The 16861-nt window shown below is 75.1% G+C and carries 8 protein-coding genes; 1 reads left to right on the top strand and 7 read right to left on the bottom strand.

Features of this window, described 5'->3' with window-relative positions:
* Positions 1–3 precede the first annotated feature (3 nt).
* From OG559_RS24065 to OG559_RS24050, 4 genes are read right to left on the bottom strand one after another with little or no spacing between them, the layout of a single operon-like run.
* Positions 4–3522: an amino acid adenylation domain-containing protein gene (locus OG559_RS24065; RefSeq protein WP_405107325.1), complete on the bottom strand. Its 3519-nt coding sequence runs from the start codon at positions 3520–3522 to the stop codon at positions 4–6.
* Positions 3519–5837, bottom strand: coding sequence for a lantibiotic dehydratase (locus OG559_RS24060; RefSeq protein WP_405107322.1), 2319 nt, complete (start codon positions 5835–5837; stop codon positions 3519–3521). The genes OG559_RS24065 and OG559_RS24060 overlap by 4 nt, the downstream gene beginning before the upstream one ends.
* A complete protein-coding gene (locus tag OG559_RS24055; protein WP_405107320.1) occupies positions 5834–8983 on the bottom strand; it encodes a thioesterase domain-containing protein in 3150 nt (1049 codons plus the stop codon). Before OG559_RS24055 ends, OG559_RS24060 begins: the two co-directional genes overlap by 4 nt.
* On the bottom strand, positions 8980–12615 hold the full coding sequence (locus tag OG559_RS24050) for an AMP-binding protein (protein WP_405107317.1): 3636 nt from the start codon (positions 12613–12615) through the stop codon (positions 8980–8982). Before OG559_RS24050 ends, OG559_RS24055 begins: the two co-directional genes overlap by 4 nt.
* Before the next feature lie 651 nt (positions 12616–13266).
* Here OG559_RS24050 and OG559_RS24045 point away from each other — a divergent pair.
* Positions 13267–14835 (top strand): polysaccharide lyase family 1 protein, encoded by a 1569-nt coding sequence (locus tag OG559_RS24045; protein WP_405107314.1) that lies wholly within the window; start codon positions 13267–13269, stop codon positions 14833–14835.
* 134 nt (positions 14836–14969) lie between these two features.
* Here OG559_RS24045 and OG559_RS24040 read toward each other — a convergent pair whose 3' ends face one another.
* The 3 genes from OG559_RS24040 to OG559_RS24030 form a co-directional block, all read right to left on the bottom strand.
* Entirely contained in the window at positions 14970–15587 is a 618-nt protein-coding gene (locus OG559_RS24040) for a GNAT family N-acetyltransferase (protein ID WP_405107311.1), read from the bottom strand.
* 65 nt (positions 15588–15652) lie between these two features.
* Complete coding sequence (locus OG559_RS24035) at positions 15653–15847, bottom strand: DUF397 domain-containing protein (protein WP_405116919.1); 195 nt, start codon at positions 15845–15847, stop codon at positions 15653–15655.
* A complete protein-coding gene (locus tag OG559_RS24030; RefSeq protein WP_405107308.1) occupies positions 15844–16611 on the bottom strand; it encodes a DUF5753 domain-containing protein in 768 nt (255 codons plus the stop codon). The genes OG559_RS24035 and OG559_RS24030 overlap by 4 nt, the downstream gene beginning before the upstream one ends.
* Between the last annotated feature and the right edge of the window lie 250 nt (positions 16612–16861).

Below are 16861 nucleotides of genomic sequence, written 5' to 3'. Positions count from 1 at the left end.
TCGTCACGCGGTGCCGCCGGGGCGGCGAGGAGGGATACGTCGGGTCCGACTGCGGCGGGCGGCGGCCCGCAGCGCGGCACGGGCCAGTTCCGGTCGGTCGGCCGCGCCGTCGAGGTGGGCGGCGAGGGCCCGGACGGTGGGATGGCGGAACAGGTCGAGCATCGCGATCGACCGGCCGGTGGCGGCGGTCAGCCGGGCGTGCACGGCGGCCAGGGCGAGCGAGTGCCCGCCGATGTCGAAGAAGTTGTCGGTGACCCCGACCCGGTCGTGTTCCAGGACCTCCCGCCAGATGCCGGCGACCAGTTCCTCGGTGTCGGTGAGGGCGTCCGGGCCGGCGGGCAGCGCCACCATCCGCGCGGGCTCGGCGGTCGCGGCGACGGTCATCGCGCCGAGCTGGGCGGTGCGCACGGTCGGCCGGGGCAGCTCGGCGGCGACCTCGCCGGCCGGCGCGTCGGGGGCGGCGGCCAGCGCACCGACCAGGGTGGCCAGGTCGGCCAGCAGCGCGTCGATCCGGTCGGCGTCGAACAGGTCCGGGTTGTGCACCACCTCGACGCCGAGCCGGCCGGCCCGCTCCGCCACGTAGACGGTGAGGTCGAACGGGGAGCCGGGCTTGGGCACCGGCGCGGGCTCGCCGGTCAGCCCGGTCAGCGCCAGCCGGGGCTGGGTGAAGTTGAGCACGTTGAACAGCACCTGCAACAGCGGCGCCCGGGAGGTGTCCCGGCCGACGCCGAGCGCCTCGACGATCTTCTCCAGCGGCGCGCCGGGGTGGGCGGTGGCGTCGTGCAGCTCGGCCGCGCAGCGGTCGACCAGTTCGGCGAAGCTCGCCCCGCCGGTGCGCACCCGCACCGGCACGGTGTCGATGAAGAACCCGACGACGTCGTCGAACGCGGCCAGCCGCCGGTCGGCGACGATCGCGCCGACGACGTGGTCGTCGCCGCCGGTGAGCCGGCTCAGCAGCTCGCCGAAGCCGGCCAGCAGCACCGCCGCGACGCCCGTGCCGCGACGCTCGGCCAGCGCCCGCACCGCCCGGTCCGCCTCGACGGACAGGGTGGCCGCGGCCTCCACACCGGCGTACGTCTGCACGGCGGGGCGGGGCCGGTCGCGGGGCAGGTCCAGCACGGTCGGCACGCCGCGCAGGTGCCCGGCCCACCAGGCCAGGTCCTCGGCGCCGCGCCGGCGGTCCCGCTCGGCCCGCCACACGGCGTAGTCGGCGTACCGGGCGGCCACGGCGGGCAGGGCGGGGGCCTCGCCGGCCACGGCCCGCGCGTACGCGGCGGCGAGGTCGTCGTAGAACACCGCCTCTGACCAGCCGTCGAACACCGCGTGGTGCCAGGTGATCGCGAGCACGTGGGCGGCCGGTCCGAGCCGGTACACGGCGACCTGCCAGGGCGGCCCGGTGGCCAGGTCGAACGCGTGCGCCGCGCCGGCGGCGAGCATTCCGGCCAGCTCCGCCTCCGGGTCCGCCCCGCCGGTCAGGTCGAGCACCGGCACCGCCACGTCGGTGGGTTCCTCGCACACCGCGTACGGCACCCCGGCGGTCTGCGGGATGCGCCAGCGCAGCACGTCGTGCCGCTCGGCCACGGCGCGCAGGGCCGCGCCGAGGGCGGGGACGTCCAGCTCGCCGCGCAGCCGGTGGGCCACCGCGATGTTGTAGGGCGCGCTGGACGGGGCGAGCTGGTCGACGAACCACAGCCGGCGCTGCGGCGGGGACAGGGTGGGCGGGTTGCCGGTGGTCAGCCCGTCGCCGGGGTCCGGGGCGGCGGCGGTGATCCGTTCGACGAGGCCCGTCACGGTGCGCCCGGCGAACACGTCCCGGGTGTCGACGTGCCGGCCCAGCTCGGCCCGGAGCGCGGCGACGAGCCGCATCGCGACGATGGAGTTCCCGCCGGAGGCGAGGAAGTCGGTGTCCGGGCCGGGGGCGGCGCCGAGCAGCCGGGTCCAGGCCCGGGCCACGGCCCGGGTGACCGGGTCGGCGTCGGCCGGCCCGCCGTCGGCCACCGGCGCGGGGCGGGCGGCGACGGCCAGGGCGCGCAGCGCCGGGCGGTCCAGCTTGCCGGTGATCGCGCTGACCGGCAGCGCGGCCAGGCGCACCGTCCGGGCCGGGCGCATCGCGGCGGTCAGCCGGGGCTCGGCGTACGCGTGCACCGCCGCGTCGTCGGGGGCGTCGGCGGGGGTGAGGAACGCGACCAGCTCGGCGCCGGCCGGCCCGTCGACGGCCTCGACGGCGACCCGGTCGACGCCGGGCAGCCCGGCGAGGACGGCCTCGACCTCGCCCAGCTCGATGCGCTGCCCACGGATCTTGACCTGCCGGTCGGCCCGGCCGTGGTAGACGATCCGCCCGTCGGGGGCCTGGGTGACCAGGTCGCCGGTGCGGTACAGCCGCTCCCCGGGCAGCCCGGAGAACGGGTCGGGCACGAACCGCTCGGCGGTCAGGCCGGGCCGGTCGAGGTAGCCGTCGGCCAGGCCGGGGCCGCCGATCAGCAGCTCACCGGTCTCCCCCGGCGGCACCGGGCGCAGCTCGGCGTCGACCACGTACGCCCGGTGGTTGGGCAGCGGCAGGCCGATCGGCACCGGGTCGGTCTCGGCGGCGGTCAGCTCGCCGCTCACGGCCACCACAGTGGTCTCGGTGGGGCCGTAGCTGTTGACGAAGCGCCGGCCGGGGGCCCAGCGGGCGGCCAGCTCGGCGGGCACGGCCTCGCCGCCGCAGAGCACGGTGCGCCAGCCGGGCAGCTCGGCCGGGTCCAGCATGGACAGCACGATCGGGGTGATGAAGCCCCAGTTCACCTCGTGCTCGGCGACGAAGCGGGTCAGCCGGGCCGGGTCGGACCGGTCGTCGGCGCCGAGGAGTTGCACCGCGCCGCCGAGCAGCAGCGGGACGAACAGGTCGATGACGGCTGCGTCGAAGCCGAGCGAGGCGATGCCGAGGCTGCGCACCGAGGCGTCCGCGCCGGACCGGGCCGCGTAACCGGTGACGAACTCGACGACGTTGCGATGGGTGGTGAGCACCCCCTTGGGCCGGCCGGTGGAGCCGGAGGTGAACAGCACGTACGCCGGGTCGCCGGGGCGGGCCGGGCAGGGGACGAGCGGGGCGGGGCCGGGCAGCCCGAGCGTCTCCACGCCCGGCATGTCGCCGAACTCGGCCTCGGCGGCGTCGCCGACGACGACCCGCACGCGAGCGTCGGCGGCGATCTCGCGCAGCCGCCGGCGCGGGCCGCCCGGCTCCAGCGGCACGTAGCAGCCGCCGGCGAGCAGCACGCCGAGGACGGTGACCACGAGGTCGGGCCGCCGCTCGCCGCACACCCCGACCCGGCTCTGCCGGCCGACGCCGCGCTCGCGCAGCGCGGCGGCCACCCCGGCGGCCCGGCCGACCAGTTCCCGGTAGGTGAGCCGCTCGTCCCACTGGCGCACCGCCACCGCATCCGGGGTCCGCGCGGCCTGGGCGGCGATCAGCTCGGCCAGCGTGGCGTCGGGCCAGGGCAGCGGCTCCCCGTGCGCGGCGCTGATGGACAGGATGTCGGTCACCCGTGTTCTCCCAGATAGGTGGCTGGATCGGTGATCTGCAGGCGCAGCTCGCTGACGTAGCCGTGCCCGGCCGCGTCGGTGACCCAGGCGTCGGCGGGGGCGGGCAGCAGCTCGCTGACCGTGAGCGAGACGTCCGGGGCGGTCCGGGCGGCGGCGTCGACCATCGCGCACAGCGACTGGGCGTACAGCGGGCCGGTGAGGTCGACGTAGCAGGGCTTGACCTCGGTGCCGACCTTGACGAAGACCCGCTCGGGCAGGCCGAGGCCTTCCCGCCAGCGGCGCACCGCCAGGTACCGCGCGGACTCGCCGGTGACCCCGGCCAGCCCGCTCTCGGCGACGGTGGTCCGCCAGGTGCGCCGGGCCACCACCAGCCGGTCGATGGTGATCCGTGGGGTGGCCGGTGCCGGGGCGAGCAGCTTGAAGCTGTCCAGCAGCAGGGCGCCGAGCAGGTTCGCGAAGACCTCCACCAGCGGCCACCGGGCCCCGTCGGGCAGCTCGGCGGTCAGCCGGCCCCCGGTCGCCGCCTCCACCCGCACGGCCGCAGCGGGCACGATCCGCTCGATGTCGGCGCCGCGGGCGGTGTCGATGCCGAGCTGCCGGTCGCCCGGGCCGTCCAGGTGCCAGGTGGTGCGGGTGGTCTGCCGGGGGAAGCTCGCCGGGTAGAGCAGCCGCAGCCGCGCCGGCCCCAGGTCGGCGTCGACGTCGGCGCGCAGCGCCGCCGGGTCGGGGTGGAACGGGGCGAAGACCGCGCTGTCGAACGGCGTGGTCGCCGGGTGCAGCTCGCCGAGGACGAGCAGGAACTCCCCCCGGTTGAGCGCGTCGACGCTGGGCGCGCTGACCTGCACATCCGGGCTGTGGATGCGGGCGGTGGGCCAGCCGGGGGCGGCGGCCGGGAAGAGGGCGTCGGCCCGGGCGGCCAGGTCGGCGCTGCTCAGCCGCAGCTCGGGCTGGTCCTCGGCCACGTCGGCGAGCCCGAACAGCTCGGCCCATCGGGCGGTGAAGCCGGCGCTGGCCGCCGCGACCGGGCCGTCCGGGGCGAGGATCAGCCCCTGGGCGAGCGACCAGATGTCGGCCAGCCGAACCGGCCCGTCGGCGGCCAGTTCGGCGTGCAGCTCGGCGAGGATCCGCTCGCATCCGGCGCCGATCTCGGCGGTGAGCCAGCGGGCGGCCCGCAGCACGATCGCCAGCGGCGCGGCCAGCTCGTCGAGGACGGCCGAGCCCACGGTGAACTCCAGGTCCCGCGACGTCTCCTCGTAGACCACGGTGCGGCCGGTGTACATCTGCCCGCCGTTGCGGGTGGCCGGCCGGCCGGTGACCGCGGTGAACTCGGCGTTGAGCGCGGCCAGGGCGGCGGCGAGCCGGCCCGGGTCGCCGGCGGCGGCGGCGACCTCGTCCCGGGCGGCCCGGAGCCGGTCGAAGCCGGCCGTCACCTCGGCCCGCACCGCCGGGTCGCCGACCGCCGCGATCCGCTCGGCCAGCACCCGTTCCGCCCGAGGGCTGTTGGGCAGTCCCGCGTCCCAGGTGAGCAGGCCCCGCTCGACCAGCCGGTCGAGCAGCAGGAACCCGTCGGCCGGGCGGCGCAGGCCGGCGTCGCCGTCCGCGCACAGCCGTTGCACCAGGTCCCCGGCCGGGGTGCGGCCGTCGCAGGTGGCCAGCAGCTGGGCCTCCACCGCGGACAGCTCGGTCGGCGGGTGCAGCGGCCGGCGCAGCCGGCGCCCGTCGAGGGCCAGGTGGGGCGGCAGCGCCGGTGGCCACCAGCGGCGCACCGCCAGGTCGTCGGCGAGCCGGTCGGCGTACGCCATCAGCGCCCACGCCTCGAAGTGGACCTCGCGCCGGGTGGCCAGGCCGGGGCCGGGAGCCAGCCGGGTCTGCGGGCTGTCCGGGTCGAACGTGCCCCAGCAGACCGGCCCGAAGAAGCCGATGGTCTCGGCCTTGCCGCAGTAGCGCTGCCAGTAGCGCAGCACCGCGATCTCCCGCTTGCGGCGGGGCTTGTTGCGGGCGGCGGGGTCGGTGCGCAGCAGCCCGTCGAGGGCGACCAGCATCTCCGGGTTCTGCCAGGTGACCGCCTCGCGCACCAGCGGGTCGGCGCAGATCTCGGCGAGCACGGCGGAGGACCGGGCCAGCGCGGCGGCCAGCTCCTTGTCGTACGCCTCGGCGGGGGCCGCGCCGGCCAGCAGCGCGTCGGCGGCCTCGGCGGCGTCGGGTGCGGCGAACCGGTCGAGGCCGGCGGCGGGGAAGCCGGCGGTGCGCAGCAGCACGTCCCGCCACACCGACCAGCCGGTGTCGCCCAGCGGCAGCAGATGGTGGTGGTTCACTGTCCGGCCCGCCGCTCGTCGTCGAAGATGTGCAGCCGCAGCTCGCTGAAGTAGCGCCGGCCGACGCCGTCGGGCACCCAGGCGTCCTCGGGTGTCGGCAGCATCTCGCTGACGGTCAGCGACACCCCGTCCCCGCCGTCCTTGCGGGCCGCCCGGACCATGGCGCTGAACATCGCGGCGTACGCGGGGCTGCCCAGGTCGACGAAGCAGGGCTTGGTCTCGGTGCCGAGCTTGACGTACACCAGCTCGGGCAGGCCCTTCTCGCGCCGCCAGCGGCGGACGGCGAGGAACCGGTCCCGTTCGCTGGTGACGTCGGCCAGGCCGCACTCCCCCACCGTGGTACGCCACGTCTGCCGGGCCACCACCAGCCGGTCCAGGGTGATCCGGGGCGTGTACGGGGCGGCGGCGACCAGCTTGAACCCGTCGACCGCGTGGCCGCTCAGCAGCCCGGCGAACACCTCGGTCAGCGGCCAGCACGACCCGTCGCGGGCGGTGGCCACGAGCCGGCCGTCGGTGTCGGACACGGTCAGGTCCACGGTGGGCAGCACCCGGTCCGGGTCGACGCCCGGCGCGGGCAGGAACGCGAGCTGCCGGTCCGTCGGGCCGACCAGCGCCTCGGCGGTGCGGCTGGTGCGGCGGGGCCAGTCGGCCGGGAACAACAGCCGCATCCGGTGCGTGCCGAGGTCCGCGGCCAGCGCCTCACGCAGCCGCTCGACGTCCGGGTGGGACGGGGTGAACACCTGGCAGTCGAAGGACGGCCAGGCGGCGTGCAGCTCGCCGAGCACGACGGTGTAGTCGCCACGGGCGAGGGCGTCGGCGTCGATGGCGCAGATCTGCAGGTCGGGGCTGTGCAGCCGGGCGCTGGTCCACTCGCTCGCGCGGGCCGGGAACACCTCGGCGGCCCGGTCGGCCAGGTCGGCGACGGACAGCCGCACCTCGGTGCCGCCCGGGGGCAGGTCGGCCAGGCCGAACAGCCCGGCCCAGCGGGCGGCGAACTCGGCGGCGACCGCGTCGACGGGCCGCTCGCCGGTGCCCCAGAACAGGCCCTGCACGAGGAACCACAGGTCGGCCAGCGACACCGCGTCGTCGTCGGCCTCGGCGCGCAGCTCGTCGTACAGCTCGCGGAACGTCGCCCCGTACGCCTGCTCCAGCTCGCCGGCCAGCCAGCGGGCGGCCCGCAGCAGCACGGCGAGCGGGGCGGCCAGGTCGGCCAGCAGCGGGGCGCCGAAGGCCACGTCGAGGTCGCGGGCGGTGTCCTCGTAGCAGAGGGTGCGCCCCGCGTACATCTGGCCGGCGCGGCGGCTGGCCGGCTGGCCGGTCAGGTCGGTGAACGTCTCGTCGAGCCGGTCGAGGGCGGCGCGCAGCCGGTCGGGGTCGCCGGCCGCGCCGGCCACCTCGTCGCGGGCGGCGCGCAGCCGGTCCAGCCCGGCCCGGGCGGCCCGGCGGGCGGGCTCGTCGCCGATGGCGTCGATCCGGGCCGCGAGCACGTCCTCGGCGTCGGGGGCGACCGGCAGGGCGGCGTCCCAGGTGATCAGCTCCCGCTCGACCAGCCGGTCCAGCAGCGCGTAGCCGTCCTCGGCGCGGCGCAGCCCGACGGCCGGGTCGGTGACCAGGTCCCGGGCGGGGCGGTGGCCGTCGGCGGCGGCGAGCAGGGCCGCCTCGACGGGGGTGAGGGTGACCAGGGGGCGGCCGGGTCGCAGCACGGACCGGTCGCGCAGGCTCAGGTGGGGCTGGAGCATCGGCGGCCACCACTGCCGCACCGCGAGGTCGGCGCCGATCCGGTCGCCGTACGCGGACAGCGCCCACGACTCGAACCACACCCAGCGCCGCCGGGTCAGCGTCGCGCCGGGACGCACCCGGGCGGTGTCGGCCTGCTCCGGGTCGAGGGTGACCCAGCAGCTCGGGCCGAAGAAGCCGACGGTCTCGTTCTTGCCGCAGTAGCGCTGCCAGTACTTGAGCAGGGCCCGCTCGCGGTCTCGTCGGCGCACGTTGCGGGGCGCGTCCGCGCCGCCGGAGGCCAGCCCGTCGAGGGCGAGCAGGGCGTTGCGGTTCTGCCAGGTGACGGCCTCGCGCAGCAGCGGGTCGGCGGCCAGCTCGCTGAGCCGGCCGGCGGTGGCGGTGAGGGCCTCGGCGAACTCCTTGTCGAACCGCTCCTCCCCGACGCCGGTGGTGATCAGCTCGTCGGCCGCGGCGGCGGCCTGCGGTGCGCCGAGCGCGGTGAGCCCGTCGGCGGGGAAGCCGGTGGTGCGCAGGATCGCGTCGCGCCACACCGACCAGCCGGTGTCGCCCAGCGGCACCCGGTGCCCCGCCGTGTCGGCGGTGGCCCTCGGGTCCGCCGCGCCGGCCGCCTGCGACTCGCCCTTCGGATCAGTCGGGCCGTCCGGGGCCGGTGCGGTCCCGTTCGCGCCGGCGACCCGGACGGCGGTCGTGAGGTCGGCGCGAATCGTCACGGCCAACTCGGGGAGGCGGTCTTGCAGGAAGAAGTGCCCACCGTCGATCTCGCGCAGGGTGAACCCGGCGGCGGTGTGCCGCTCCCAGGCGACGCTCTGCGCGTGGCTCACCGCCCGGTCGGACCGCCCGCTGAAAGCCACGACCGGCACGGGCAGCGGCTCGCCCGGGACGTACCGGTAGCTGTCCACCCGGCCGAAGTCCGCGCGCAGCAGCGGCAGCAGCAGCTCCACCAGCTCGGGGTGCGCCAGCACGCCGGCCGGCAGCCCGCCGCCGTCGCCGAGCCGGCGCAGCAGCTCGTCGTCGTCCACCCGGGACAGCCCGTCGAAGAGGCTGGCGTCGTCGACGTGCGGGGCCCGCGCGCCGCCCACGTACAGCCGCAGCGGCAGCGGCCCGCCGGTGCGACGCAGCTCGCGGACCACCTCGAAGCCGACCCGCCCGCCCATCGAGTGGCCGTAGATCGCGTACGGCCGGTCGGCCCGCCCGGCGATCGCGGCGGCGACCTCGGCGACGGTGAAGTTCGGGTCCTCGCTGATCCGGTTCTCCCGTCCGGGCAGTTGCACCGGCAGCACCTCGACGTCGGCGCCGAACTCCCGCTGCCAGTCGCGGAACGCGCTCGCGCCGGCGCCGGCGTAGGGCAGGCAGAACAACCGCACCGGCGCCTGGGGTCGGCTTCCGGCGGAGACGAACCAGTTCACCGCATGCCTCTCTGAGGGGGGTCGATCCAGTACCGCTGGCGCTGGAACGGGTAGGTGGGCAGCCCGGTGCGCCGGACGCCGTCCTCGGGGTGCAGGGCCGCGAGGTCGGCGTCCCGCCCGGCCACCCAGTCAGCGGCGAGGTCGCGCAGTTCGCCGGGCGGGCCGGCGACCCGACCGCCGGCGGCGAGCATGCCGCCCGCCGGGGGCAGGGCGCCTGCGCTGGACGGAGCGTCGGCGGCGAGCAGGGCGTCCAGGCCGGCCAGGGCGTCGGTGAGGTCGCCCGCCACGACCGCCGCCCGGCAGGCGAAGGCCCGGCGGCCGAGCACGAGGGTGGCGGCCACATCGGCCAGCGCCGGGGCCGCGCCGGCCAGGTGCCGCCGCAGCCGGGTCAGCGCCGCCCGCAGCGCCGTCGGGGTACGCGCCGACACCGGCAGCAGGTGCTCCGCCGCGTCCGGGGCGTCGGCCGGCTCGACCGGCGGCGGCTGCTCGACGACCACGTGGGCGTTGGTGCCGCCGAGCCCGAACGAGCTGACCCCGGCCACCCGGCGGCCCACCTGCGGCCAGTCCCGGGCCTTCGTCGGCACGTGGAACGGGCCGCCGGCGAGGTCGATCTCCGGGTGCGGCCGGGTGAAGTGCAGGTTCGGCGGGATGACGCCGTGCTGGACGGCGAGCACCGTCTTGATCAGCCCGGCGATGCCGGCGGCGGCGTCGAGGTGACCGATGTTGGTCTTCACCGAGCCCAGCGCGCAGGACTCGGCGGGGGCGGCTCCCCCGTACACCTCGTGCAGGGCGGCGACCTCCAGGGCGTCGCCCAGCGGGGTGCCGCTGCCGTGCGCCTCGATGAACCGGACCTCGCCGGGGGCGACCTCGGCGGCGGCGAGCGCGCCGGCCACGGCGGCGGCCTGCCCGGTGGGGCCGGGCACCGCGAAGCCGGCCCGGTCGGCGCCGTCGTTGGTGACCGCCCAGCCGGGCAGCACCGCGTAGACGCGGTCCCCGTCGGCCTGGGCGTCGGCGAGCCGGCGCAGCGCGACCACCCCGACGCCGGAGCCGAAGCCGGAGCCGTTGGCGGCCTCGTCGAAGGCCCGGCACCGGCCGTCCGGGGAGGCCATCCCGCCGGCGGTGTGCCGGTACCGGGGCCAGGTCACGTTGACCCCGCCGGCCAGGGCGATGTCGCACTGGTAGTCGGCGAGGCTCTGGGCGGCGACGCAGACCGCGACCAGCGAGCTGGAGCAGGCGCTCTGCACGGCCATCGCCGGTCCGGTCAGCCCGAGCCGGTACGCGACCTGGCCGGGCAGGTGGTCGGTGGACTGCCGGCCGACCAGCCGGGCCTCCCAGTCGTCGGGGTCGACGTCGCCGACGACGGCCGGGTTGTCCATGAGGTGGAACAGGAAGTACCGGTTGGCGGAGGCGGCCGAGTACACGCCGACCAGCCCGGGGAACCGCGACGGGTCGTGCCCGGCGTCCTCCAGGGCCTCCCACGCGGTCTCCAGGAACAGCCGGTGCTGCGGATCGGTGCGGGCGGCCTCCTGCGCGCCGAAGGCGAAGAAGGCTGCGTCGAAGTCGGCCACGGCGTCGAGCCGGCCGGTGGCCCGGACGTGCCGGGGGTCGGCGAGCAGCCGTGGGCCGATGCCCAGGGCGGCCAGTTCCTCGTCGGTGTGGTCGTGGATCGCGTCGACCCCGGCGCAGAGGTTCCACCAGAAGGCGCCCAGGTCCTCCGCGCCGGGGAAGCGACCGGCCATCCCCACCACCGCGATCTCGTCGCCGGTGTACTCGCGGGCGGCGACCGGCGCGGCCGGGGGCGGCCCGACCGGGGCGCGGTCGGGCACGGGCGGGGCGTCGACGAGGCGGGCCTGCGCCTCGACCGTGGGGTTCTCGAACAGCCGCAGCAGGGGCGGGCTCACCCCGAACCGCTCGGCGAGGCGCTGCTGGACCACGCCGAGCAGCAGCGACTGGCCGCCGACGTCGAAGAAGCTGGCGGTGCGGGCGACCGCCGGGCGGCCCAGTACCGCGCACCAGATGTCGTGCACGGCCCGCTCGGTGGCGGTGGCCGGCTCCTCCCCCGCCGGGACGTCCCGGGCCGGGTCGGGCAGCGCCCGCTCGTCGATCTTCCCGGTGACGGTGAGCGGGAACTCGTCGACCACCACGACGGCGCGGGGCAGCGCGTACTCCGGCAACCGCCGGGCGAGGGCGGCGCGTAGGGCCGCCGGGTCGAGGGGCCCGCCGGCCGGTCGGGCGTACGCGAGCAGCTCGCCGTCGCGGGCGATGGCGCGGACCGCACCGACGCCGCTCTGGGCGGCGAGGACGGCCTCGATCTCGGTCAGCTCGACCCGGAACCCGCGCACCTTGACCTGCCGGTCGAGCCGGCCGAGGCAGACCAGCTCGCCGCCGGGCAGCCGCGCGCCGAGGTCCCCGGTCCGGTACGACCAGACCCCGTCGGGCTCCCGGGTGAACCGGTCGTCGGCCCGGTCGAGATAGCCGGGGGCGACGTGCCGGCCGCGCACCACGATCTCGCCGCTGGCCGGGGCCTCGACGGTGGCCGGGATCTCGCCGCTGGCCGGGATCTCGCCGCTGGCCGGGATCTCGCCGCTGGCCGGGATCTCGCCGCTGGCCGGGTTCTCGCCGCTGGCCGGGGCGAGGTGCACCTCGTAGCCGGGGAGCGCGGTGCCGATCGGCAGCGGGCCGGTGGCGGCGGGGTCGGCGTCGGCCAGCGGCAGCGCGTACCGGGCGGCGAACGTCATCTCGGTCGCGCCGTAGCCGTTGACCAGCACGCAGCCGGGGGCGAACCGGTCCCGTCCCCGGGCGGCGTCGGCGAAGGTGGCCTGCTCGCCGCCGAGCAGCACCGCCCGGACCGCGTCCAGCCGCCGGTCGCCGAGAGCGTCGAGCAGGAACCGGTACACCGTGGGGGTGGAGTGGTAGACGGTGACCCGGTGCCGGACGAGCTGGTCGACGGCGTGGGCGAGGCCGTGCCGGCGCAGGTCGACCGGGACGACGGCGGCGCCGGTGAGCAGCGCCGGGTACAGGTCGGGGATCGCCGCGTCGAAGCTGAACGAGGCGAGCAGGCTGAGCCGGTCGTCCGGGCCGACGGCCAGGGTGTCGATCTGGTTGTCGACGACGCGGGCGAGGTTGCGGTGGGTCTGCCCGACCGCCTTCGGCAGCCCGGTCGAGCCGGAGGTGAACAGCACGTACGCCAGCGCGTCCGGGTCGACGGCGGTCGGGCGCAGCGGCGCGGGGGCCACCGCGTCGGTGGTCAGCACGGCGGTCCAGGGACGCTCGGCGGCGAGCCGGGCGGCCAGTTCCCAGTGCTCCGGGGCGGCCAGCACGGTCCGCACGTCGGCGGCGGCGAGCATGTGGCGCAGCCGGTCGACGGGGAAGCCCGGGTCCAGCGGCACGTACGCGCAGCCGGCGGCGAGCGCGCCGAGGAGCGCCGCGACGGTGGGCGCACCGTGCGGGGTGAGCAGGGCGACGCGGTCGCCGGGGCGGACCCCGGCGGCGGCGAGGAGCGTGGCGTGCCCACCAGCGGCGGCGGCGAGGTCGGCGTAGCTGACCGCCGGGCCCTCGCCGAGCATCGCCGGACGGGCCGGAACCTCGGCCGCGAGGCGGGCGAATCGATCGATGATGGCGTGTTTTTCCATGTCAGCGGGCGCGGTTCGCGACACCGTCGGCGGGCGCGCGGCATCCGGTCACTGTGATCACGATCCCCCCCCCCAGGACTACACAATGGATGCAGCATATGGGCCTACAACCGGGCGGCAAGATCATCGATTGGAGTCGGACCGAAGAGCCGACGACGCCCGCCCGGGACGGCTGGCCAGATCCACCCGATCAGTCCTCTAGCGCGTAGAGGATCTTGGATTTACGGGTATACCCGCCAGTAATTTTGCGGCCAAAGTGCCTGCTGGCAGGAGGTCTTCCCATGCGGCACACCCTGAGTGGCAGCTCAGAAGGCTCGCCGGCAGGGTCAGCGCCGCCGGATGGCAATCGCGCATCAGGTGGAGCTGTCCATAGTGCTGCAATCCGGACGAGGTCTTGCCACGCAGATAGATGGATCCCTATCCTCACGGTGGAAAGCGCTTTCCAGGCCCGCGGATCATCCCCCCGGCAGGGGCGGCACCTGCGGCGACTCTGCCCAACCGTCGCCGCGCAACTGGTGCTGCCGCCGCCGATGCCACCGGGACGATCTCGGATCACTCCACCGCGACGGCAAGCGTCTCGTCGGGTTCCGCTTCGACCGACACGTACGTCGCGGCGACATCCAGCATTCGAGGACGAAGGTGAGGCGACAAATGAGACGACCAGTCGCACTGCGACTCCAGGCGGCGCTGGCCACGGCGGCCGTCGGGGTCGCGATCGGGGTGGCTCTGCCGACACCCCAGGCGTCGGCGGCGGCCGGCAGCGCCACCGGGTACGCGACCCAGAACGGTGGGACCACCGGCGGCGCGGGCGGGCAGACGGTACGGGCCACCACGGGGACCGCGATCCACACAGCCCTGTGCACCCGGACCAGCAGCAGCACCCCGATCATCATCGAGGTCACGGGGACCATCAACCACGGCAACACCAGCAAGGTGTCGGGCGACAGCTGCAACACCGCCGCCGGCGTGATCGAACTCAAGCAGATCAGCAACGTCACGATCATCGGGGTCGGTGGCGGAGCCGTCTTCGACCAGCTCGGCATCCACATCCGCGACTCCAGCAACATCATCATCCGGAACGTGACCGTGCGGAACGTCAAGAAGTCGGGCTCGCCCACGTCCAACGGTGGTGACGCCATCGGCATGGAGAGCACCGTCCGCAACGTCTGGGTCGACCACGTCACCCTGGAGGCGTCCGGCGGGGAGTCGGAGGGTTACGACGGCCTGTTCGACATGAAGGACAACGTCCAGTACGTGACCCTGTCCTACAGCATCCTGCGCGACTCCGGCCGAGGCGGCCTCATCGGCTCCAGTGAGAGTGACCGCTCGAACGGCTTCGTCACGTTCCACCACAACCTGTACGAGAACATCGACTCCCGCACGCCCCTGCTGCGCGGCGGCATCGCCCACATCTACAACAACTCCTACGTGAGCCTGCACGAGTCCGGCATCAACTCCCGGGCCGGCGCCAAGGCCAAGGTGGAGAACAACCACTTCAAGAACTCCAAGGACGTCCTGGGCACCTTCTACACCAGCGAGGCCGGCTACTGGCAGGTCAGCGGCAACGTCTTCGACAACGTCACCTGGTCCAGCCCTGGCAGCGACAACAACCCCGCCGGCCCCAACCCGCAGTCCAACACCACCGTCAGCATCCCGTACTCCTACAGCCTCGACGGGGCCGGCTGCGTGCCGGACGTCGTCCGCCAGACCGCAGGCGCCAACACGGGCCTGAAGGAGTCGAACGGCAACTGCTCGCCGCAGACGCCGTCGCCGACACCGACCACTCCCACCCCGGGGCCGACCACTCCCACCCCGGGGCCGACCAGCCCCACGCCGGGACCGACCAGCCCCGGCGGGACCAACCTCAGCATCGGTGCCGGCTCCGACGGGTCGAGCAAGGCCAGCGGCACGAGCTACGGCAACGTGCGGGACGGCGACATGAGCACCTACTGGTCGCCGGCCGGCTCGACCGGCTCCATCTCGATCAAGTGGGGCTCCCCCACCACGGTGTCCAGGATCATCATCCGTGAGGCGTCGGGCGCCGTGGGCAACATCGGGTCCTGGCGGGTCACCAACGGCGGGACCGGTGCCGTCCTGGCCTCCGGCAGCGGGGCGGGCACCGTCACCTTCCCCCCGACCTCGCTGACCAAGGTCACCTTCGAGATCACCAGCTCGACCGGCGCGCCGAGGGTCGCCGAGTTCGAGACGTACGCCGGCTAGCAGTGCGGTCCCGCTGTCCGGCGGCTCCGGCATCCCCCGGATCCGCCGGGCGGCGGCGACCGACCCGGCATCGACGCGGTGACCTCCGCCCGTCGCTGATCACCCGGGGGCGGGGGCCGTCGGACGCCCCGGAATCAGGCTGGCCGAGCGGTACGCCGCCACATCGCGCGGGTCATCTCGTACTCGACCTCACCCAGCTCCGTGCCCGGCAGCGGGTCATCCCAGGTCGGGAAGTACGTGCGCACGTACCGCATGCCGACGGCCTCCAGCACGCCCCGGGAGCCGGTGTTCACGGCCATGGTCTGCGCGATCACCCGGCGCTGCCCGACGGTGTCGAAGGCGTGCCGCAGCAGGGCGCGGGACGCCTCGCTGGCCAGGCCCTTCCGCCAGTGCCGACGGGCGAGGCGGTAACCGAGTTCCGCGACGGTCGGGTCGTCGGGTTGGTCGGGGCCGTGCGCCGGCGGAAGCATCATGAGCCCGACGAATTCGCCTTCGTCCTCGCGGGCCGGCGGGGTCGAGCCACGCGCGCCGCCGTCAGTGCCGAACGCCATCCAGTAGCCCAGCCCGTCCACCTTGTCGGCCAGGGCCATCCTCCGCGCGTGGGACTCGACCACCTCGTCCCTGGACCGCGCCCGACCGAAGAGGTAGCGAAGCACCTCCGGATCGGAGTCGAGCTGGACCTCCGCCTCGATGTGCCGGTCCGCGAGCGGAACCAGCAGCAGGCGGTCGGTGCGCAGGACTGGTTGGGCCATCCGGCGAGAATCACATGACGGTGCCGACCGGCGCGATCCATTTACCGCCGTTCTGCGCTGGTCCGTCAGGTGACGGGGCCGAGCTTCTTCGCGAAGTCCACGAACCCGGCCCAGGCGGCCGGCGCGAAGGCCAGCGTCCCGCCGTCACGGTCCTTGGTGTCACGGACGAGGACGACACCGGCAACGTTGTCGGCGACCTCGACGCACGATCCGCCGTTGTTGCCGCTCTTCGTGCTCTTCCGCCATTGCGCCTGGCTCATGTCCATGATGCCGCCGCTTCCCTGAGGAGGTCCAGTGACTGTGCCCGGGAGAAGGCTTCGCCGCGGATGCGCTCCCACCGTCGGACCAGCGTAACAACGTCCGAACCCTGGTTGATGATCTGCGCGCGCGCCTGGCTGTCGACATGCGCGACGTGTTCGCCATCGGGTAGCTCGGCGAGGATGATCGGGCCGCCGAGCCCCGGGTACATGCCGGCGGTGGCCGGCACGATGTAGACCTGCACCGAGGGGCGTTGCGCAAACTCGGCCAGGTGCTCGCACTGCTCGCGCATGAGGTTTCGGTCGCCGTACGCCGTTCGTCGCAAGACCGCCTCGTCGATGATCGCGATGAACAGGGGTGGGCAGTCCCGTTGCAGGATCGCTTGCCGGCCTATGCGCGCCTTGACTAGCTGGTTGACGGCCTCGGCGGAGAGCGATTCGTCGGCCAACGTCGCCCGCGCGTACGCCTCGGTCTGGAGCAGGCCCGGCACCCACGCCAGCTCGTACCACCGCAGTGTGAGGGTGTCGCGCTCCCAATCAACCCACTCGCGCAGCCATGTCGGACCGCGACGCTTGAGGGCTTCCGGCCACAACTCGGCGACTTCCCGGCCGAGGATGGCGGCAACCTTCGCCCGATGCCGGGACTGCGGGATATGTCCTGGGCTTGCCCACCGCCCTGCGGTCTTCGGGTCTACACCCACCTGAGCTGCGAGCGTTTCGGCGGTCAACCCGGTGGCCGTCATGGCCTCGACAACGGCATGGTTCATCCGGCTTCCTTCTCTGGATTGTCCCGTGCACTTCAACTCCATCCTGCTACGCGGTGTGATTGTCTCGCAACCGTCAGAAAGCTGGTGTCAGGGCGGCGCGGGTCGGCTGACAAGTTCCCGGCTCGCGTTCGCCGAGGGGGCCGCCCGGTCCTTCCCGCACCACGTCGAGCGGGCGGCTCCCTCTCCAATCTCGACGGGCAAGGGAGAGTCATGTCGCACCGAGGAGGACGTCACCGGGCCTATCGCGGCC

Source organism: Micromonospora sp. NBC_01405 (assembly GCF_045040155.1).
Taxonomy (GTDB): Bacteria; Actinomycetota; Actinomycetes; order Mycobacteriales; family Micromonosporaceae; genus Micromonospora.
Note: the sequence above shows the minus strand (reverse complement) of the source record. Positions and strands in the feature narration are given on the sequence as shown.

Bases quoted from the DNA above. Each gene is read 5' to 3' on its own strand.
- OG559_RS24045 (WP_405107314.1), top strand. From the start codon at position 13,267: ATGAGACGACCAGTCGCACTGCGACTCCAGGCGGCGCTGGCCACGGCG.
- OG559_RS24040 (WP_405107311.1), bottom strand. From the start codon at position 15,587: ATGGCCCAACCAGTCCTGCGCACCGACCGCCTGCTGCTGGTTCCGCTC.
- OG559_RS24035 (WP_405116919.1), bottom strand. From the start codon at position 15,847: ATGAGCCAGGCGCAATGGCGGAAGAGCACGAAGAGCGGCAACAACGGC.
- OG559_RS24030 (WP_405107308.1), bottom strand. From the start codon at position 16,611: ATGAACCATGCCGTTGTCGAGGCCATGACGGCCACCGGGTTGACCGCC.
- OG559_RS24050 (WP_405107317.1), bottom strand. From the start codon at position 12,615: ATGGAAAAACACGCCATCATCGATCGATTCGCCCGCCTCGCGGCCGAG.